General features: G+C 70.8%; 12 protein-coding genes. 2 read left to right on the forward strand and 10 right to left on the reverse strand.

The features are described 5' to 3' along the window. Positions 1-21 precede the first annotated feature (21 nt). Genes ACWD38_RS05990 through ACWD38_RS06000 form a run of 3 tightly spaced genes read right to left on the reverse strand, consistent with a single transcriptional unit; the run spans position 22 to position 4,435 of the window. On the reverse strand, positions 22-246 hold the full coding sequence (locus tag ACWD38_RS05990; protein WP_184476873.1) for a hypothetical protein: 225 nt from the start codon (positions 244-246) through the stop codon (positions 22-24). 56 nt (positions 247-302) lie between these two features. Continuing rightward, a complete protein-coding gene (locus ACWD38_RS05995; RefSeq protein WP_450123461.1) occupies positions 303-3,260 on the reverse strand; it encodes an AAA family ATPase in 2,958 nt (985 codons plus the stop codon). Continuing rightward, positions 3,257-4,435 carry an exonuclease SbcCD subunit D gene (locus ACWD38_RS06000; RefSeq protein ID WP_184476868.1) on the reverse strand — a complete coding sequence of 393 codons (1,179 nt, stop codon included), beginning with the start codon at positions 4,433-4,435 and terminating at the stop codon, positions 3,257-3,259. Before ACWD38_RS06000 ends, ACWD38_RS05995 begins: the two co-directional genes overlap by 4 nt. A gap of 350 nt (positions 4,436-4,785) precedes the next feature. On the opposite strand from ACWD38_RS06000, the gene ACWD38_RS06005 reads away from it, so the two are divergent. Beyond that, the gene (locus ACWD38_RS06005) at positions 4,786-5,721 is read left to right on the forward strand and encodes a DNA recombination protein RmuC (protein WP_450123462.1); all 936 of its coding nucleotides are present in this window, start codon (positions 4,786-4,788) and stop codon (positions 5,719-5,721) included. Positions 5,722-5,854: 133 nt separating this feature from the next. Here ACWD38_RS06005 and ACWD38_RS06010 read toward each other — a convergent pair whose 3' ends face one another. From ACWD38_RS06010 to ACWD38_RS06020, 3 genes are all read right to left on the reverse strand, one after another. Next, complete coding sequence (locus ACWD38_RS06010; protein ID WP_450123463.1) at positions 5,855-6,814, reverse strand: alpha/beta hydrolase fold domain-containing protein; 960 nt, start codon at positions 6,812-6,814, stop codon at positions 5,855-5,857. Positions 6,815-7,347: 533 nt separating this feature from the next. After that, positions 7,348-8,841, reverse strand: a complete 1,494-nt coding sequence (locus tag ACWD38_RS06015; RefSeq protein ID WP_184476862.1) for an FGGY-family carbohydrate kinase — start codon at positions 8,839-8,841, stop codon at positions 7,348-7,350. A gap of 265 nt (positions 8,842-9,106) precedes the next feature. Further along, a complete protein-coding gene (locus ACWD38_RS06020; protein ID WP_450123464.1) occupies positions 9,107-10,522 on the reverse strand; it encodes an L-fucose/L-arabinose isomerase family protein in 1,416 nt (471 codons plus the stop codon). A 340-nt stretch (positions 10,523-10,862) separates the two neighbouring features. Between ACWD38_RS06020 and ACWD38_RS06025 the strand changes: the two genes are divergently transcribed. Then, positions 10,863-11,855 (forward strand): LacI family DNA-binding transcriptional regulator, encoded by a 993-nt coding sequence (locus tag ACWD38_RS06025; RefSeq protein WP_450123465.1) that lies wholly within the window; start codon positions 10,863-10,865, stop codon positions 11,853-11,855. A 1-nt stretch (position 11,856) separates the two neighbouring features. On the opposite strand, the gene ACWD38_RS06030 is transcribed toward ACWD38_RS06025, so the two are convergent. The 4 genes from ACWD38_RS06030 to ACWD38_RS06045 all read right to left on the reverse strand — a co-directional run bounded on the left by ACWD38_RS06030 (position 11,857) and on the right by ACWD38_RS06045 (position 14,936). Then, entirely contained in the window at positions 11,857-12,681 is an 825-nt protein-coding gene (locus tag ACWD38_RS06030; protein ID WP_184476856.1) for an ESX secretion-associated protein EspG, read from the reverse strand. Then, complete coding sequence (locus ACWD38_RS06035) at positions 12,681-13,832, reverse strand: hypothetical protein (protein ID WP_184476854.1); 1,152 nt, start codon at positions 13,830-13,832, stop codon at positions 12,681-12,683. Before ACWD38_RS06035 ends, ACWD38_RS06030 begins: the two co-directional genes overlap by 1 nt. A 186-nt stretch (positions 13,833-14,018) precedes the next feature. Beyond that, positions 14,019-14,606 carry a DUF3558 domain-containing protein gene (locus ACWD38_RS06040; protein WP_184476852.1) on the reverse strand — a complete coding sequence of 196 codons (588 nt, stop codon included), beginning with the start codon at positions 14,604-14,606 and terminating at the stop codon, positions 14,019-14,021. Between the two features lie 6 nt (positions 14,607-14,612). After that, positions 14,613-14,936: a hypothetical protein gene (locus ACWD38_RS06045; RefSeq protein WP_184476850.1), complete on the reverse strand. Its 324-nt coding sequence runs from the start codon at positions 14,934-14,936 to the stop codon at positions 14,613-14,615. Positions 14,937-15,054 lie beyond the last annotated feature (118 nt).

Here is a 15,054-nt window from a genome sequence, read left to right on the forward strand (position 1 = left end):
CCCGTCGCCGATCGTCACGGCTCAGTCGTCGTCCTGGTCGTCCCCGCCGTCCTGGTCGTCGCCGTCCTGCTGGTCGTCCTGCTGGTCGCCGTCCTGCTGGTTGCCGCCGTCCTCTTGCTCCTGCTGTTGTTGCGGCGGTGCGGCGGGGTCGTTGCAGCCTGCGGTGACGGTGAGCGCCAGCAGCGCGCCCGCCACGCCGCCGACGGCCTTGAGCCCGCGGGAACGCCGAATCATGGATTGAGCCATGAGCCCGACATTAGGGATGAACCACGCCACTGTCATCAGCCGGGCGCGGAGCTTTCTCAGGTATCGAGCTCGATCGTGGAGCCGTGCTCGCGGGACTTGCGGATGCGCAGGCGGATTCCGATGCGCTGGCGCATCTCGTCCACGTGCGAGACCAGGCCGATGACCCGCCCGCCCGCGCGGAGTTCGTCGAGGGTGTCCATCACCAGGTCCAGGGTGTTCGCGTCGAGCGTGCCGAAGCCTTCATCGATGAACAGCGTGTCCAGCAGCGCGCCACCGGTCTCCCCGGCGACGACGTCGGCGAGTCCCAGCGCCAGCGACAGCGAGGCCATGAACGATTCGCCGCCGGAGAGCGTCTTCGCCGAGCGGGTGTGGCCGGAGTAGTCGTCGAGCACGTCGAGCCCGAGCCCGCCGCGGGTGCCGCGTGCGCCCGCCGCGTCGGAGTGCACGAACGAGTAGCGCCCGTCGCTCATCCGCTGCAACCGGCGGGTCGCGGTGACCGCCACCTCCTCCAGCCGGGCGGCCAGCACGTAGGAGCGCAGCGACATCTTGCGCGCGTTCTGGCCGCGCCCGTTGACGACGTCGGCGAGCGCCTCCAGTTCGGCGTGGTCGGCCAGCGCCGGGCCCAGTTCGTCCCAGGCCGCGCGCAACCGGGTCGCGAGCGACCGCACGTCCTGTTCGCGCTGTTCGGCGCGTTGCGCGGTGGCGGTGGCCCGCTCGGCGGCTTCGCGGGCGGTGGTGGCGGCTTCTGCGGCGGCTTCCAGGCCGATCTCGGTGTCGGCGTCGACGCCGAAGAGTTCTTCGCTGCCGAGTGCGGAGTGCGCGGTGGCCCGGCGCTGTTCGGCTCGGGTGAGGTCGTCGGTGAGTTCGGCGCGGCGGGTTTCGCCGCGTTCGGCGGCCAGCGCCGCGTCGATGTCGTCGAAGCCCGCTTCGACGGCCGCCTCGTGCAGCGCCGCGCGCTGCTTCGCGAGGCGCTTCTCCGCCTCGTCCCGGGCACCGCGGGCGGTGATCAGGCGGTCGAGGCGCGCGACCCGGTCGAGCAGGTGCGCGCGGTGTTCGGCGATGCCGGGGTGCTCGCCGCGCGCCGCGTCCAGCCGTTCCGCGCGAGCGTCCGCAGTGGACTGGAGCCCGGTGCGTTCGGTGCGGGCCGCGGCGATCCGCCGATCCAGTTCCCCGCGCCGCTCGGTGAGCCGCTGCGCGGAGGACTCCAGGTCGGCGAGCTCATCGGCGCGGGCGCGGGCTTGATCGGCCAGGGCGCGGACGGTGTCGCGCTGCTCGGTGGCGGCGGCGGTGGCGGCCACGAGGTCGTCGGTGGTCCGCTCGCCGACCCGCTCCAGCAGCAGGTCGAGGTGCCTGCGCGCGTCGGTCTCCCCCGTCGCCGCGGCCTCGCGCCGGGACTGCGCCTGCTGCTCGGCCTGCTGGGCGCGTTCCTCGTCGTCGGCGGAGACCGAGTCGTCCACGGCCGCGCGCGGCTCCGGGTGCTCCGCCGAACCGCACACGGGGCAGGCGGCACCGGCGGTGAGGCCGGCGGCGAGTTCGGCGGCCATGCCCGCGAGCCGGCGATCCCGCAGGTCCAGCAGGGTTTCGCGGGCCTGCTGGTGGGCGTCGACCGCGCGTTGCGCGGCCTCGGCGGCCTGCTCGTGGTCCTGCCGCGCCGCGGGCACGGCGCGGGCGGTGCGCAGCAGTTCGGTGAGCTCCGCGACCTTCGCGTCGGCCTGCTCGCGGCGGGTTTCGGCTTGCTTCGACTCGTCGAGCCGCGCCCGAGCGGTGCTGATGCGCTCGGGCAGCGCGGTCTGCTGCTCCGCCAGCTCGGCGCCCGCCCGCTCGTCGGTTTCGATGCCGCGGGTGAGTTCGGCGAGCCGGGCGTGGTCGGTTTCCTGTTGCCGCGCTTCGGGAAGCAGTTCGGTGAGCGCCCCCGCGCGCTCCCGGTGGGTGCCCGCCTGCGAGCGCAGCTCGTCGAGCGAGGCGTCGAGGTCCGCACCGGGGCAGTCCGCCTCCGCACGTCCGGCTTCGCGGGCCGCGCGATCCAGTTCGGTCTCGGCTTCGGTCGTCGCGCGGCGGACGGTGAGCACCGGCAGCACCCGCTGCGCGGCGTCCAGTTCGGCGCGCCACTGCTCGTGGGTGCGGCGCTGCGCATCGAGTTCGGCCAGTTCCGCGTGGGCGCCCCGCACTCGGCGGACCTTGTCGGCGAGCGCGCGGCGCGCGGTCAGCTCCGCGTCCGCGGCTTCGCGCCGGTCGGCCAGTTCGGCGCGGGCGCGCCGGGTCTCGTCGAGCTCCGCGGTGAGGTGCTTCTCCCAGCCTTCCAGCCAGAACCGCTCGTCGGCCCCGTCCTCCGGGTCCTGCCCGACGACCTGGGCGACGCGGGCGACGAGCTCGCGGACCTGCTGGGTGTGGGCCTCCACCGCCCGGCCGCGTTCCCGGCGGTGCTCGACGAACCACTGCTCGACGTCGGCGAACCGCTGGGTGCCGAACAGCTTCTCCAGCAGCTTCTCGCGTTCGGTGGTCTCCGCCCGCAGGAAGTTCGCGAACTCGCCCTGCGGCAGCAGCACGACCTTCGTGAACTGGTCGACGCTCATCCCGAGCAGCCGCTGCACGGTGCGGTTGACCTCGTCGATGCGGGCGGAACCTTCGGACGGGGCGCCGTCGGGGGCGTCGCTGATCCAGGTCAGCGAGGCCCTCGCGTTGCGGGTGGTGGTGCCTTCGCCGCGCTTCTTGCGCTGGTCGTACTTGGGGCTGCGGACGATGCGCAGCCGGTGGCCCTGCACGGTGAGCTCCAGCTCGACCGAGGTGGCCACGTCGTCGGCGGCGGTGTCGCAGCGCAGCTGCTTGACCTGTTCCCGAGCGCCGGGCACGGCGCCGTAGAGCGCGAAGCAGATCGCGTCGAGCAGGCTGGTCTTGCCCGCGCCGGTGTCGCCGTGCAGCAGGAACAGGCCGTCGGTGCCGAGCGCGTCGAAGTCCACTTCGGCGCGGTCCCGGTACGGGCCGAACGCGGTGATCGTCAGCTGGTGCAGCCTCATTCGCGCACCTCGGCGAGCTGCACGGCGTGCAGGGCTTCGGCCAGCAGCGCGCGTTCGCCCTCGGTGGGTTCGGAGCCCCGGCAGTCGGCTACGAAGCCGTCGGCCACCGCCGTGTCGTCCCGGCCGCGCACGGCCTCCGAGTAGCGCAGCTCAGCGGTGGCCCTGCCGCCCGCGGGCTGCCATTCCAGGTGCACCGCGTGCGGGAAGCGCTCTTGCAGGGCGCGCATCCCGTCCAGCGGCCGGACCTCGTCGGTGAGCGTCGCGGACAGGAAGCAGTCCTCGTAGGCCGCGTACTCCGGTTCGGTGAGCAGCGCTTCGAGTTCGCCGCGCACCGTCGCGAGTTCGCGCGGCACGGGCAGTTCGTGGCGGCGCACGTCGTGCAGCCCGGTCGCGTCGAGGTCCACCAGCCAGACGGATTTGCGCTGCGCAGCCTCGGAGAACGAGTACGCCACCGGACTGCCCGAGTAGCGCAGGTGCTCGGCCAGCCGCTGCGGCCCGTGCAAGTGTCCGAGCGCGACGTAGTCCACGCCGTCGAACACCGCGCCCGGGACGTCGTCCACGCCGCCGACGGCGATCGTGCGTTCGGAGTCGCTGGCGTCGCCACCGGTGACGAAGGCGTGCGCGAGCACCACGGATCGCGGTTCGCCGCGGGCTTCGAGGTCGGCGCGGATGCGGTTCATCGCCTCGGTGAGCACCGCTTGGTGACCGCGTTCCTCGATCGGGCTCGCACCCGGCACGTCGGCGTGCGAGTCGAGCACCTGGCGCGCCGGATCCGGCTCCAGGTAGGGGATTCCGTAGAAGGCGACCGGCCCGTGCTCGTCGTCGAGCAGCACCGGTTCGTGCAGCTCAGAGATGCGGGTGCGCAGGTGCAAACCGCCGGCGGCGGCGAACTCGCCGAACGCCCCGACCCGCGCCGCGGAGTCGTGGTTGCCCGGTGTCACCACGAGTTGCGCGCCCGCCGCGCGCAACCGGCCGAGCACGCGCACGCAGGTCTCGACGGCCTCGCCCGACGGCACGGCGCGGTCGTAGAGGTCCCCGGACACGACGACGACGTCGACGTGCTCGTCGGCGATCAGGTCGGCCAGCCCGGAGAGCACCGATTCCTGCTCCGCGAGCAGATCGCGGCCGTGGAACGTGCGTCCCACGTGCCAGTCGGAGGTGTGCAGCACCCGCATGGCGGTCAAGTTACCGAACCGCTCCCGCCCTGATCGCGCTGCGTCGGCGGGGGTCGCCCGAAAGATCGGATGTCGCCACGCACCGCGTCCGCTCCGTCGCGGACCGATCTCCGGCCCGAGCCTCCGGCCGCGCCGAAACCGCAGCTCAAGCAGGGTGAGTACCGCACTCGCCGCATGCCGCCTGAGCGGCGTTCAGACCGCTCGCACGACATGCCCCGGCGTGTCGGATCACCCTTGTCCAGCAGGCGAAACACCGCGCGTTCGGCCGATCACGGGGAGCTCGCGGCGATGGCGGCCGGATCGTCGGACCGATGCGGGATGATCGGGTTCCCCGCCGAGAGGAGATCGTCATGGGTACCGGCGTGCTGACCGCCGTCGTGATCGTGCTGATGCTGCTGTTCGCGGGGGCGCTGCTGCTGATCTGGCGGCTCTACACCGACTCCGCGCGGCGTGCCGACGAGGCGCTGCGCATGGTCGAGACCGAACGCGCCCGCACCGTCGAGCAGCAGGCCGCGCTGCGCCGGTACGAGGTGGCGTTCGCGTCGATCACCGGCCGCGGCGAGCTCGGCGAGCAGGTGCTCGTCGAGACGGCGAAGTCGCTGGGACTGCGGGAAGGCGTGCACTTCAGCGTGCAGACCGACTTGGCGGGTGGCGGTGCCGCCCGGCCGGACCTCGTGCTCACCGTCGGCGGCGGCAGGCAGGTCCCGGTGGACGCGAAGGCGAGCCTCGCGGTGTGGGCCGAGGCGATGGAGACCAACGACCCGCAGGAGCGCGGCGAGGCGCTGCGGGTGCACGTGCGCAACATCCGCTCCCGCGCGACGGAACTCGCGGGCAAGGGCTACCAGCGCTGGGCGGACGCGATCTACGGCACGATCATGTTCGTGCCGTCCGACGCGGCCGTGGTGACCGCGCTGGACACCGACCCGAGCCTGCTGTCCTGGCTGCTGGACAAGCGCGTTTTCCTGTGCGGGCCCACGAGTTTCGCGGTGCTCGCCTCCGCCGCCCTGTTCGCGGCGACCGAGCGCACCATCGCCGAGGACATCGAGCAGGTGCGGTCGCAGGCGGTGCGCGCGCAGCGGGCGGCCTCGGGCGCGGTGGAGGCGGTGAACCTCTCCAGCACGCACCTGCAGCGGTTCGTCTCGGCCCGCCGCCGGGAGCTCGACGCGCTGGAGTCGTTCCGCGGCGCCGTGCAGCCGCTGGCCGAGAGCGCGGGCGGCTCGGCCTCCATCGGAACGGTCCGCCGCGAGGAGGAGGGACTCGTCGGTACCGAAGCCTCCGAGAACTGAGGCCCTGTCGTTGTGCTCGTCCTGCTCGGGTGGCGGAACTCGCTTGGTCGCTGCTCGGCCACTGACAGGACGAGGAGCGGGAACGCCGCTCACCCGTACACCGACGCCGTTCGGTTGCCAGGCGCAGTGCTGGTCAGCCGTGTTCGGTGAGGAAGGCGTCCATCGCGTCGACGATCATCGGGACGCTCGGGCCGGGTGTGAAGCCGTGGTCGAAGTCGTCGTAGGGGTGCAGCGCGACGTCCACGCCGAGTTCGCGCAGCGCGTCCGCGAAGTCCAGGCTCTGCTTGATCGGCACCAGGGAGTCCTTCGTGCCGTGCTGGATCAGGAACGGCGGCTCGGCACCGGAGAGATTGCGGATCGGGCTGGCCGCGTCGGCGTGGCGCGGGCACTCGTTGGGCAGGCAGCCCAGGTACTTCCGCACCGTACGGCGCGAGTAGTCGGACAGCCGCGGGTTCGCCAGTTCCGCTTCGACGCTCAGGTCGGTCGGGCCGAACCAGTTGACGACACCGCGGATTCCGGTGAGCCCGCCGCCGGGTTCATCCGGATCATCGGTGACCGCCCCGAGCTGCGAGACCAGCAATCCGCCCGCTGAGGCGCCCCACAGCACGATGCGCTCCGAGTCGAGCCGCCAGTCCCCGGCGTGCCGCTGCAGCCAGCGGACCGCTTCGGCGACGTCCTCCACCTGCGCCGGCGCGGGGCCCAGATCGCTGAGCCGGTAGTCCACGGTGGCCACCGCGAACCCCTTGCTCAGCATCCGTTCCGCCGCCAGCGACTCGGCCGCTCCACCGGCGGCGAGGCGCCCGTCGATCGCCCGATTCCCCGCGTCCCAGCCACCACCGTGCGCGTAGACGACGAGCGGGTGCGGGCCGTTGCCCGCGGGCAGGAACAGGTCGAGGGCCAACGGCCCGCTCGGGCGCTGCGCGTACACCTGGTCGGCCACGGTCCGGCTCGCTCCCAGGTCTGCGGCCGCCGCGCCGATCAGCGTCCCGCTCCCCGCTTCGGACGAGGCGAGGCATCCCGAGGTGAGCGCGGCCGCGGCCAGCACCGCCGTTCCGGCCAGCACCGCTCGCCAGACCCGCCGTGCCGAGGCCATGCCGCCCTCCCGGAACCGTTGGCTCCGATCACCGGTGCCGACCGCCAAGGACCATAACAACCCCTTCACCCGTTCGAGTGGCTCCAGCACGCCCCAGCAACAAGTCAACGGACCGTTCGACCAACCGAACCGGACAAACGGTCCGCTCACTACGAACCACAACACCGCCGCACGAGCCCCAGAAACGAGTCAACGGACCGTTCATCCAAGGGGATTGGACGAACGGTCCGCTCACTCCAAACCACGACACCGCTGCACGAGACCGGAAACGAGTGAACGGACCGTTCGCCCAACGGGATTGGTCAAACGGTCCGTTCACTCGAAAACCGGCGCACCGGCAGCAGGCCACGCCACCCCGACGCCACCCGAAGCAGCTTGAAGTGAACGGACCGTTCGTCCAATCGGACTGGACGAACGGTCCGCTCACTCCAAACCACAGCACCGCTGCACGAAACCGGAAACGAGTGAACGGACCGTTCGCCCAACGGGATTGGACGAACGGTCCGTTCGCTCGGAACCGCGGTGCGCGGGGGTCAGGCGTCGGCGGCGTGCTGCTGGGCCGCGAGGAAGTGCTGGATGTCGGCGGTGGCGGTGTAGAGCTCCAGGTAGCGCTGGTAGAAGGCGTCGTAGCGCTCGGTGCGGGCCGCATCCGGCACGACGGTCCGCGCCACCGGGTTCCACTCGCGCTCGTTCACGGCGGTCCCCGTGGCCACCCCCGCCATCAGCGCGTCGCCGAAGGCGGCGCCGACGGTCTCGCTCGGAACCTGCTGCTCCTGCCCGGAGATGTCGGAGACGATCTGCGTCCACAGCCCGCCCTGGGTACCGCCGCCGACGGCGACGAGCCGCCCCGCGCGGCCACCGGCGGAGCTCATCGCCTCCAGGTTGTGCCGCACCCCGTAGCCGATGCCTTCCAGCGCGGCCCGGTACACCTCGGCCCGGCCGTGGCTGGTGGTGAGCCCGAGCAGCGCACCGCGCGCGTCGGGGTCGAAGATCGGCGTCCGCTCCCCGGCGAAGTACGGCAGCAGCAGCAACCCGCGGCTCCCGGCGGGGGCACCGGCGGCCTGCTCGACGAGTTCCGCGAAGTCGCCGTCGACGAGCCGCCGGATCCAGTCGGTCACCGCGCCGGAGGTCGCCATGCCCGCGGCGAGCGTGTAGGTGTCGGGGAAGACGCCGCAGGTCCCCCACAGCGCCGAGTGCGGCCGGGGGTCGGTGAGCACCTGCACGAAGAACATCGTCGTGCCGTACATCAGCATCACGTCGCCGGGTTCGCGCACGCCCGCGCTGGTGGCTTCGGCCCAGGCGTCGATGGTGCCGGTGGTGACGGGCAGCCCTTCGGGCAGTCCGGTCTCGGCGGCGGCCTGCGGGCCGACCTTCCCGACGATCTCGGTGGGCCAGGCGAGTTCGGGCAGCGGCAGGTCGGGGGCGACGCGCTGCGCCCAGTCCTTCGACCAGTCCCGTGCCTGCAGGTCGTAGAGCGGGTCGCACTGGCTGGCGGAGTGGTGGTCGAGCACGTAGCGCCCGGTGAGTCGGTGCACCAGGTAGGAGCTGCACATGAGCAGCTTCTCGGTGCGCGCGTAGATCTCGGGTTCGTTCTTGGCGAGCCACCGGATCTTCGGCCCGACGGCTTGGCTGGTCAGCGCGGATCCACCGCGGCGCAGGATCTCGTCGGCGCCGAATTCCTCGGTGAGCTCGGCGATCTCGGTGGTGGCGCGGGTGTCCACGCCGTAGAGGATCGCGGGCCGCAGCGGGTTGCCGTCGCCGTCGGCGGGCAGCAGCACCGGGCCGATGCCGCTGACGCCGAGCCCTTCGATGCTGCGGCCTTCGGCGGCGGGCACGAGTTCCCGCACGATGCCCACGAAGTCGTTCCACCACACCGATTCCGCGTCGTGCTCGACCCAGCCCGGATGCGGGTAGGAGGTCTCGTGCGGCCGGGTCGCTCGGGCCACGATGCGCCCGTCGGTGGTGACCAGCACACCCTTGGAGCTCGACGTTCCGACGTCGACTCCGATCAGCACGCCCTCAGACATCGCCTGTTCCTCCCGCTCGTCCGGTGTTCCCCGCGGCATCGTAAAGACCTCGCCACCGGGTGATCCGCACTCCTGTCCGTTTCGGACTTCGCGGGCCGCCCGGTGGGCCATCGGCCGGAGCCCGATTCCGACCGATGGCCGCTGGACGTGGCCCGTGACCTGGTGCTGATCGGAATCGAGCCGCTCCAGGTCCGCTTTTGGCTGTGCCCGCTTCAGCTTGTTCGGCTTTGCCTCACCGGCTGAGCGCGCGCTGGAGCCGGACGGCTCAGCCCCGGGTCCACTCGTCCAGGCGCACGCCGAGCTGCTCGGCGACGGCGCGCAGTTCCGCGCGGTGGTCGCCGGGCACGGCGTGCAGGTGGTTGGCGCCGAACTTGGACAGGAACACGTCGCCGGGCGCGTCGAGCCGGGCGAACGCGTGCGGCCATTCCGGGGTGGACTGCTCGACGAGGGTGCGGTTGGTGTCGTCGTCGTAGCTCTCGAACTCGCCGAGCATCATCTGCAGCCGGTACTCCCCGGCTTCCCTGGTGAGCCTGCCGAGCGTCATCTGCCCTGGTGCGGCGATGTGCTGCACGGATGCGCCGCCCGCAGGGAAGAAGAACACCTCCGGGTAGAAGTTGACCTTCGCGAGGTTCTCCGCCGGGTCGTCGCTGCGCGCGGCGTACCAGGTGGCGTGCTGCCCGGAGTTGCACAGGTCCCAGATGTCCCGGTCCGCGTGGTAGTGCCGGACGTCGGCGAACAGCACGGGGGTGCGGGCGACCTGCTTGAACAGCTGCATGGTCAGCGCGCCGTCCATGTCGGCCTCGGTGGCGCAGACGTGGGTCTCCTTCGGCCCGTTCCAGTCGTAGGGGTCGTTGAGGAAGGCCTCGGTGACGTCCATCGTCGCGAAGTTCTCGGTGAGTTCCGGCTGGCCCTTGATGCCGGAGAAGTCGAGGTGGCGTTCGGCGATGATGTCGCGGACCGCGATGTAGGAGCGGATCTGGCGTTCCAGCAGGTCCGGGGTGAGCTTCTTGCCGTCGTAGTGCACTCCGGCGGCGTGCTGCTCGATCCACTCGCGGCCCTTGCGGGCTTCGGCGGCGTCGGCCTTCTCGGCGCGCAGCACGAGTTCGTACTGGTCGATCTCTTCGACGTCGATGCCGAACTGGCGCTGCCACTGGTCGGTGTTGGCCACGGCGGTGTTCATGCCCATGGGTCGCCCGCCGAACCGGCCGAAGGTGGATCCGCGCAGCGACTTCACCGCGGCGGCGGCGGTCGCCTGCACGCCGATGGCGGCGGCGAGTTCCGGGGAGTCGGGGGCGCCCCAGGCCCGGGTGTGCTTGCGCCCGATCTGGTCGAGCGCGCCGCCCGCGGCGAGCATCCCGACGAGGCCGGGTTCGGTGGGGTCGGTGCTGGCGACGAGCACCAGCGGGCTGCGGGTGGCGTCGGCGGCGAGCATCGTGAAGTGCGGGAACGACCAGACGGTGTAGTAAAAGACGGTGACGTCGACGTCGGCGGCAGCCACCTCGCGGGCCACGGAGGTGGCGAGCACGTTGGTGGCCACGAGGTCACCACCTGCGACGACGTCGTGCCCTGCAGCCCGCAGCGAGGCCACGAGGGCGTCCTGCTTGGCTTGGATGAATTCCGCGTTGCGAGCGTGCACATGATCACGACCGTCGGAAATGCCGACCACACCGATGCGGGCCACGGGTCCTCCCAGGTTCTGCGGAACGTGCCAGGGTTGCGTCGGGACGTGCCATTTCGGTTCGCGGGCCACGAGATCGTCGAACGGACCGGTCCGCCGACGAGCCGCCCCGCTTCGAGAACGATCTCGTTCCGGGTCGGCTCTCACCGCGCCCGGCCGGGTTCGGAGAACGCCACGGGCGTGCCTGCGCTGGGGTTCCGCGCCTGCCGCTGCCACCCGAATTCGTTCATCGATGACCGACCGGGTTATGAGCAATCGTTTTCCCGGAAGTTATTCTGGGCTTGGCGAGGCTGTCAAGGAATCCACGCCGCAACCACGCGGCCAGCCGACATCAGGAGGTCCGGTGGCGACGATCAGTGACGTGGCGGCCAGGGCCGGCGTGTCCACCGCGACGGTCTCCCGCGCGCTCAACGGCAAGAGCACCGTGGATCCGGAGCTGGCCGCGCGGGTCGCGGCGGCGGCCGACGAGCTCGGCTACCGCCCGAACGGACCGGCCCGCAACCTGCGCAAGCAGGAGACGGCGGTCCTCGCGCTGATCATCTCGGACGTGGAGAACCCGTTCTTCACCGCGATCTCCCGAGGTGTGGAGGACGTCGCGCACGCCGCCGGCTTCTCGGTCGTGCTGTGCAACTCGGACGACGATCCGGCGAAGGAACGCGAGTACCTGGACGTGGCGCTGCAGGAGCGCGTCGCGGGCGTCCTGCTGTCCCCGACCGGCCGGGAGGAGGGTGCCGTGCTGCTGCGCGCGCACGCGACCCCGATCGTCGCGCTGGACCGGCCGCTGCCGGGAGGCGGGGACACGGTCCTGGTGAACAGCGGCAGCGCGGCGAAGAACGCCACGCTGCACTTGGCGGAGCAGGGCTACGTCCGGATCGGCTGCCTCACCGGCCCGAGCGGCATGCCCACCGCGGACGCGCGCCTCAACGGGTACCGGGAGGGCTTGGAAGCGGCGGGGCTCGCGGACTTGGGCTTGGTCCGGCACACGGAGTTCCGCGCGGCCGGCGCCCGGCGCGCGGCGCGGCAGCTGCTGGACCAGGACGAGCCGCCGGACGCGTTGCTGGTCGCGAACAACGCGATGGCGGTGGGCGTGCTGGAAACGCTCGGCGAGCTGGGCCTGCGGGCGGGCCGCGACGTGGGCGTGATCGCGTTCGACGACGCGCCGTGGGCGACGTTGCTGGATCCGCCGTTGAGCGTGGTCTCCCAGCCCGCCTACGACATGGGTTCGCTGGGGGCGCAGTTGTTGCTGCGCCGCATCGGTGGTGACCGGGGTGAGCCGACCACGCGAACGTTGTCGGCTCACCTCGTCGCGCGCGGCAGCACCGAGCGCTCCACCTGAGTCACCGGACGGCGGGCAGCGCCACCGTCCGGAGCATTTCGTCGATCTTCGCGGTGAGCTTGCGCCGGTCGGCGGGGGCCACGGTGAACCACTGCCGCCCGTCGCCGCCTTCGCGCTTCTGCGTCAGGTAGCAACCGTCCGCGCCGGTGAAGAACGACACCGAGTACGGCGGCCGGCGCGTGCGTCCGACTCGCCGGTCGTGGCTGCGCGCGGTGAACACCCCGTCCAGCTCGCGTTCGGCGGTGAGCACCGTCGCCAGCACTCGCGCGTCGGCGCTCTTCACCCCCGCACCGGTGAGCGCGCTGAGCAACGTCCCGTTCGGGTTGTTGCGCCTGCGCTTGGTGGCGTTGTCGAGCACTTCGGTCGGCACGCTCGCCGTTCCGCCGCGCCCCGGGGTCAGATCGCCGATCAGCTCCACCGCGTTGCCCGCCGGGCCGCCGTACTCCTGCCTGCTGAGCACGATGTCCTGCAGGTCATCGTTGTTCTCACCGTCGGCTTGGTACGCCTGCACCGTGGCGCGGCCCTGTTCGACGCAGACCGCGTTGAACGAGGTGCCGCGCTTGGCGTGCACCGCCACCCCCACCGCCAGCGGCGGTTTGGTCAGCAGCTGCCACGCGTCGTCCAGGAACGGATGCAGATCATCGCGTTCCAGGTACCCGAGGCGCGCCAAGTCCTGGCTGCCCGCGCGGGAAGCGCGGGTGCGCTCGTCCTCGGTGGGTTCGCCCGCCAGCCGCCCCACCCGCAGCAGCGGGTGGATGTGGCTGTCGAACCGCTCGCACAGGTAGGCGGCGGCGAGCGGGCTGATCGACATTCTGCCTCGGCTCATCAGCGGTCCTGGTTCTCCCAGTCGCCGAAGACCGGCGGGGCCACCGCCCGCATGTCGTTGGTGAACACGTCTTCCTCCTCGATGAGCCAGCTGGGCCGCTCGCGCTCGGCGTCCTCGCCCTGCTGACCGCCGCGCTGACCGGCACCGCCCATGCCCGCACCGGGCGCACCCGCGCCACCGCGGCCGGCCGCTCCGGCACCACCGGCCGCGGACGCACCGCCACCGGCGCCACCGAGACCGCCGACCCCGGCACGACCACCGGCCCCAGAACCGGCACCGGCACCGGCACCGGCACCTAGACCACCCGCGCGACCACCGGCACCACCGGCGGAACCACCGGCACCACGACCGCCCGCGGCGCCACCAGGACCACCGCCCGGCGACGGCGCCCAGCGACCGTTGTGCGGGTTCTGCCGCTCCCAGGCCCCCGTGCGCGGGTTCTGCCGGTACAGCGTTCCGTCGGGACCGCGCACGACACCCGGAGGCAGACCACCGCTCGGCGGAGCAGGCGCCCAAGCCGAACCGGACCCGGCCGGAGGAGCCCCCGCACCACCGGACCCGCCACCCAGCGACGGAGCACCGCCACCGGAGACGGGCGACGAAGCCCACGACGAGGAACTGCCCGCAGGCGCCCCACCACCGGAGGAAAGGCTGCTGAACTGCGAACTCCCCATCGCACTCTGCGCGGAAGGAGTCGTGGCACCGACCGGAGTCGCGTTGGCCGGCTCACCGGGCATCGGCTGGAACTCGGGAACCGCGGCGAGGTTGGCCTCGGTCTCGCGCTTGTAGCGCTCCTGAACCTCGGTCGCCCGGTCGTTCGTCAGCTGGAAGTCTTCTTGCCGCTCTTCGTAATCACTCGCCCAGCCGAGGTACCAGGTGTCGTCGTAGTCGTCGACCCACCCCTTCTCCGGCGGATCAAGCTGAACCGGACGACCATTGCTGAGCGTCTCGCCCTCGCCGGGAATCTCGTGGAACGTCGAGTTCTGCGTGGTGGCCTGATTCGCCAGCGCCTTGCTCACTGCTCCGGCGGTCTCAGAGGCGGCCCTGGCGTGCGGCACGATCTCGTTGATCGATGCGTTCGCCGCGTCGGCAGCACGGCCTTCGTGCGCGGACTCGGCGTCGCCAAGAGCGGCCTCGATGTCCGTCGCCAACTGCTCAAATCGACTCTTTGCCTGTTCCCACGCAGCACTTCCGTGGTTCATCGCGCTCGGCAGCGATCCAGAGTCAGGCGACCCGCCCATATCTGCGCGCAACTGCTTCGCCACACCGGCGAAGCACATGCCAGAGCCAGTAATCCCGCTAAATTCGGATACAGGAGAAGACATATTCAACCTTTTTCACTTCGCCGAAGGAAGACCGGGAACAGACCGCTCGAGTGCACCCTTCGCATACGAGCACGGATCAAACTTCTCACCTGGGGGAGTGTCAAACGCAAAGGAAAACAAGATCTGATCATCCTTGGTGGCGAGATAGATTCCACAACTACCCGATTCCGGCGGAGCGTTATTCGCTTGCACCGCAGGATGCCCGGCGATCTCCATCTCAGCGAAGTCGACATAACTCGCCGCAGACTCCCGATACTGCTGAATGGAACGCCCAGGGATAGCGCTCAACGCGACCGAGGTCTCCCCACCAGGAGACTGCCACTCACACGAGTCCGGCATCGTCGGGTCCAGCTGATTCGGTGTGACCTCACCCGTCGGCTCCAACCCCATAGCTTGAGCGTCGCCAGCTTTCAAAAGGTCACACGGACTCGCCCCCGAGGCTTCGCGCGGATCCTTGACTTCCGACGGCTTCTCATTCGGCACCGTCGACTGAGAGCCATCACCCCCGGCTTGATCTCCAATAGCGCAGCCAGAGACAAGGATCGCCGACGACGCCAGCAAGGACAGGAGGCGCACCGCAGACGAATTCCAGATCTTCATTTACCTTTACGCCCGCCCAACTTGATTGGCGTCAACCGTCGCATTGTCGTCAGCCTGCCTGTACTCTTCCAGGGTCTGGCGATATGACTCGATTTTCGCCGTCAGCTTTTTAACAATTTCCCCAGCCGTTCCCTGCAACGAGGCATCGACCCCACTTGCGCGCGCTTCAAACAGCTCTCGCGCCGTCGCAGTTGTAGCGTCTTTCGCGGTCAACTCACCTGGCATCGCCATTTGAGAACTCTGCGTCAGTCGCCTAGCTTCATCCCGAGCATCTTCGAGCTTCCGGATCGCACCTTCAAGTGCTTCTGGGTCAATTCTGAACCCGGTCATGCTTCCTCCCCTGGCATGTCCACGCGTCAGCTGAGCATGGTGCACGCTCGGGCATCCACGCGTGCGCGAACCTACTCAACTACCGGTATGACGATCAACACAGTAGTTGATGACGCGC

Source organism: Saccharopolyspora sp. NPDC002578, assembly GCF_053592695.1.

What these genes read in the sequence shown, in the direction of transcription:
- ACWD38_RS05990 (WP_184476873.1), bottom strand. Translation starts at nt 246, where the DNA reads ATGGCTCAATCCATGATTCGGCGTTCCCGCGGGCTCAAGGCCGTCGGC.
- ACWD38_RS05995 (WP_450123461.1), bottom strand. Translation starts at nt 3,260, where the DNA reads ATGAGGCTGCACCAGCTGACGATCACCGCGTTCGGCCCGTACCGGGAC.
- ACWD38_RS06000 (WP_184476868.1), bottom strand. Translation starts at nt 4,435, where the DNA reads ATGCGGGTGCTGCACACCTCCGACTGGCACGTGGGACGCACGTTCCAC.
- ACWD38_RS06005 (WP_450123462.1), top strand. Translation starts at nt 4,786, where the DNA reads ATGGGTACCGGCGTGCTGACCGCCGTCGTGATCGTGCTGATGCTGCTG.
- ACWD38_RS06010 (WP_450123463.1), bottom strand. Translation starts at nt 6,814, where the DNA reads ATGGCCTCGGCACGGCGGGTCTGGCGAGCGGTGCTGGCCGGAACGGCG.
- ACWD38_RS06015 (WP_184476862.1), bottom strand. Translation starts at nt 8,841, where the DNA reads ATGTCTGAGGGCGTGCTGATCGGAGTCGACGTCGGAACGTCGAGCTCC.
- ACWD38_RS06030 (WP_184476856.1), bottom strand. Translation starts at nt 12,681, where the DNA reads ATGAGCCGAGGCAGAATGTCGATCAGCCCGCTCGCCGCCGCCTACCTG.
- ACWD38_RS06040 (WP_184476852.1), bottom strand. Translation starts at nt 14,606, where the DNA reads ATGAAGATCTGGAATTCGTCTGCGGTGCGCCTCCTGTCCTTGCTGGCG.
- ACWD38_RS06045 (WP_184476850.1), bottom strand. Translation starts at nt 14,936, where the DNA reads ATGACCGGGTTCAGAATTGACCCAGAAGCACTTGAAGGTGCGATCCGG.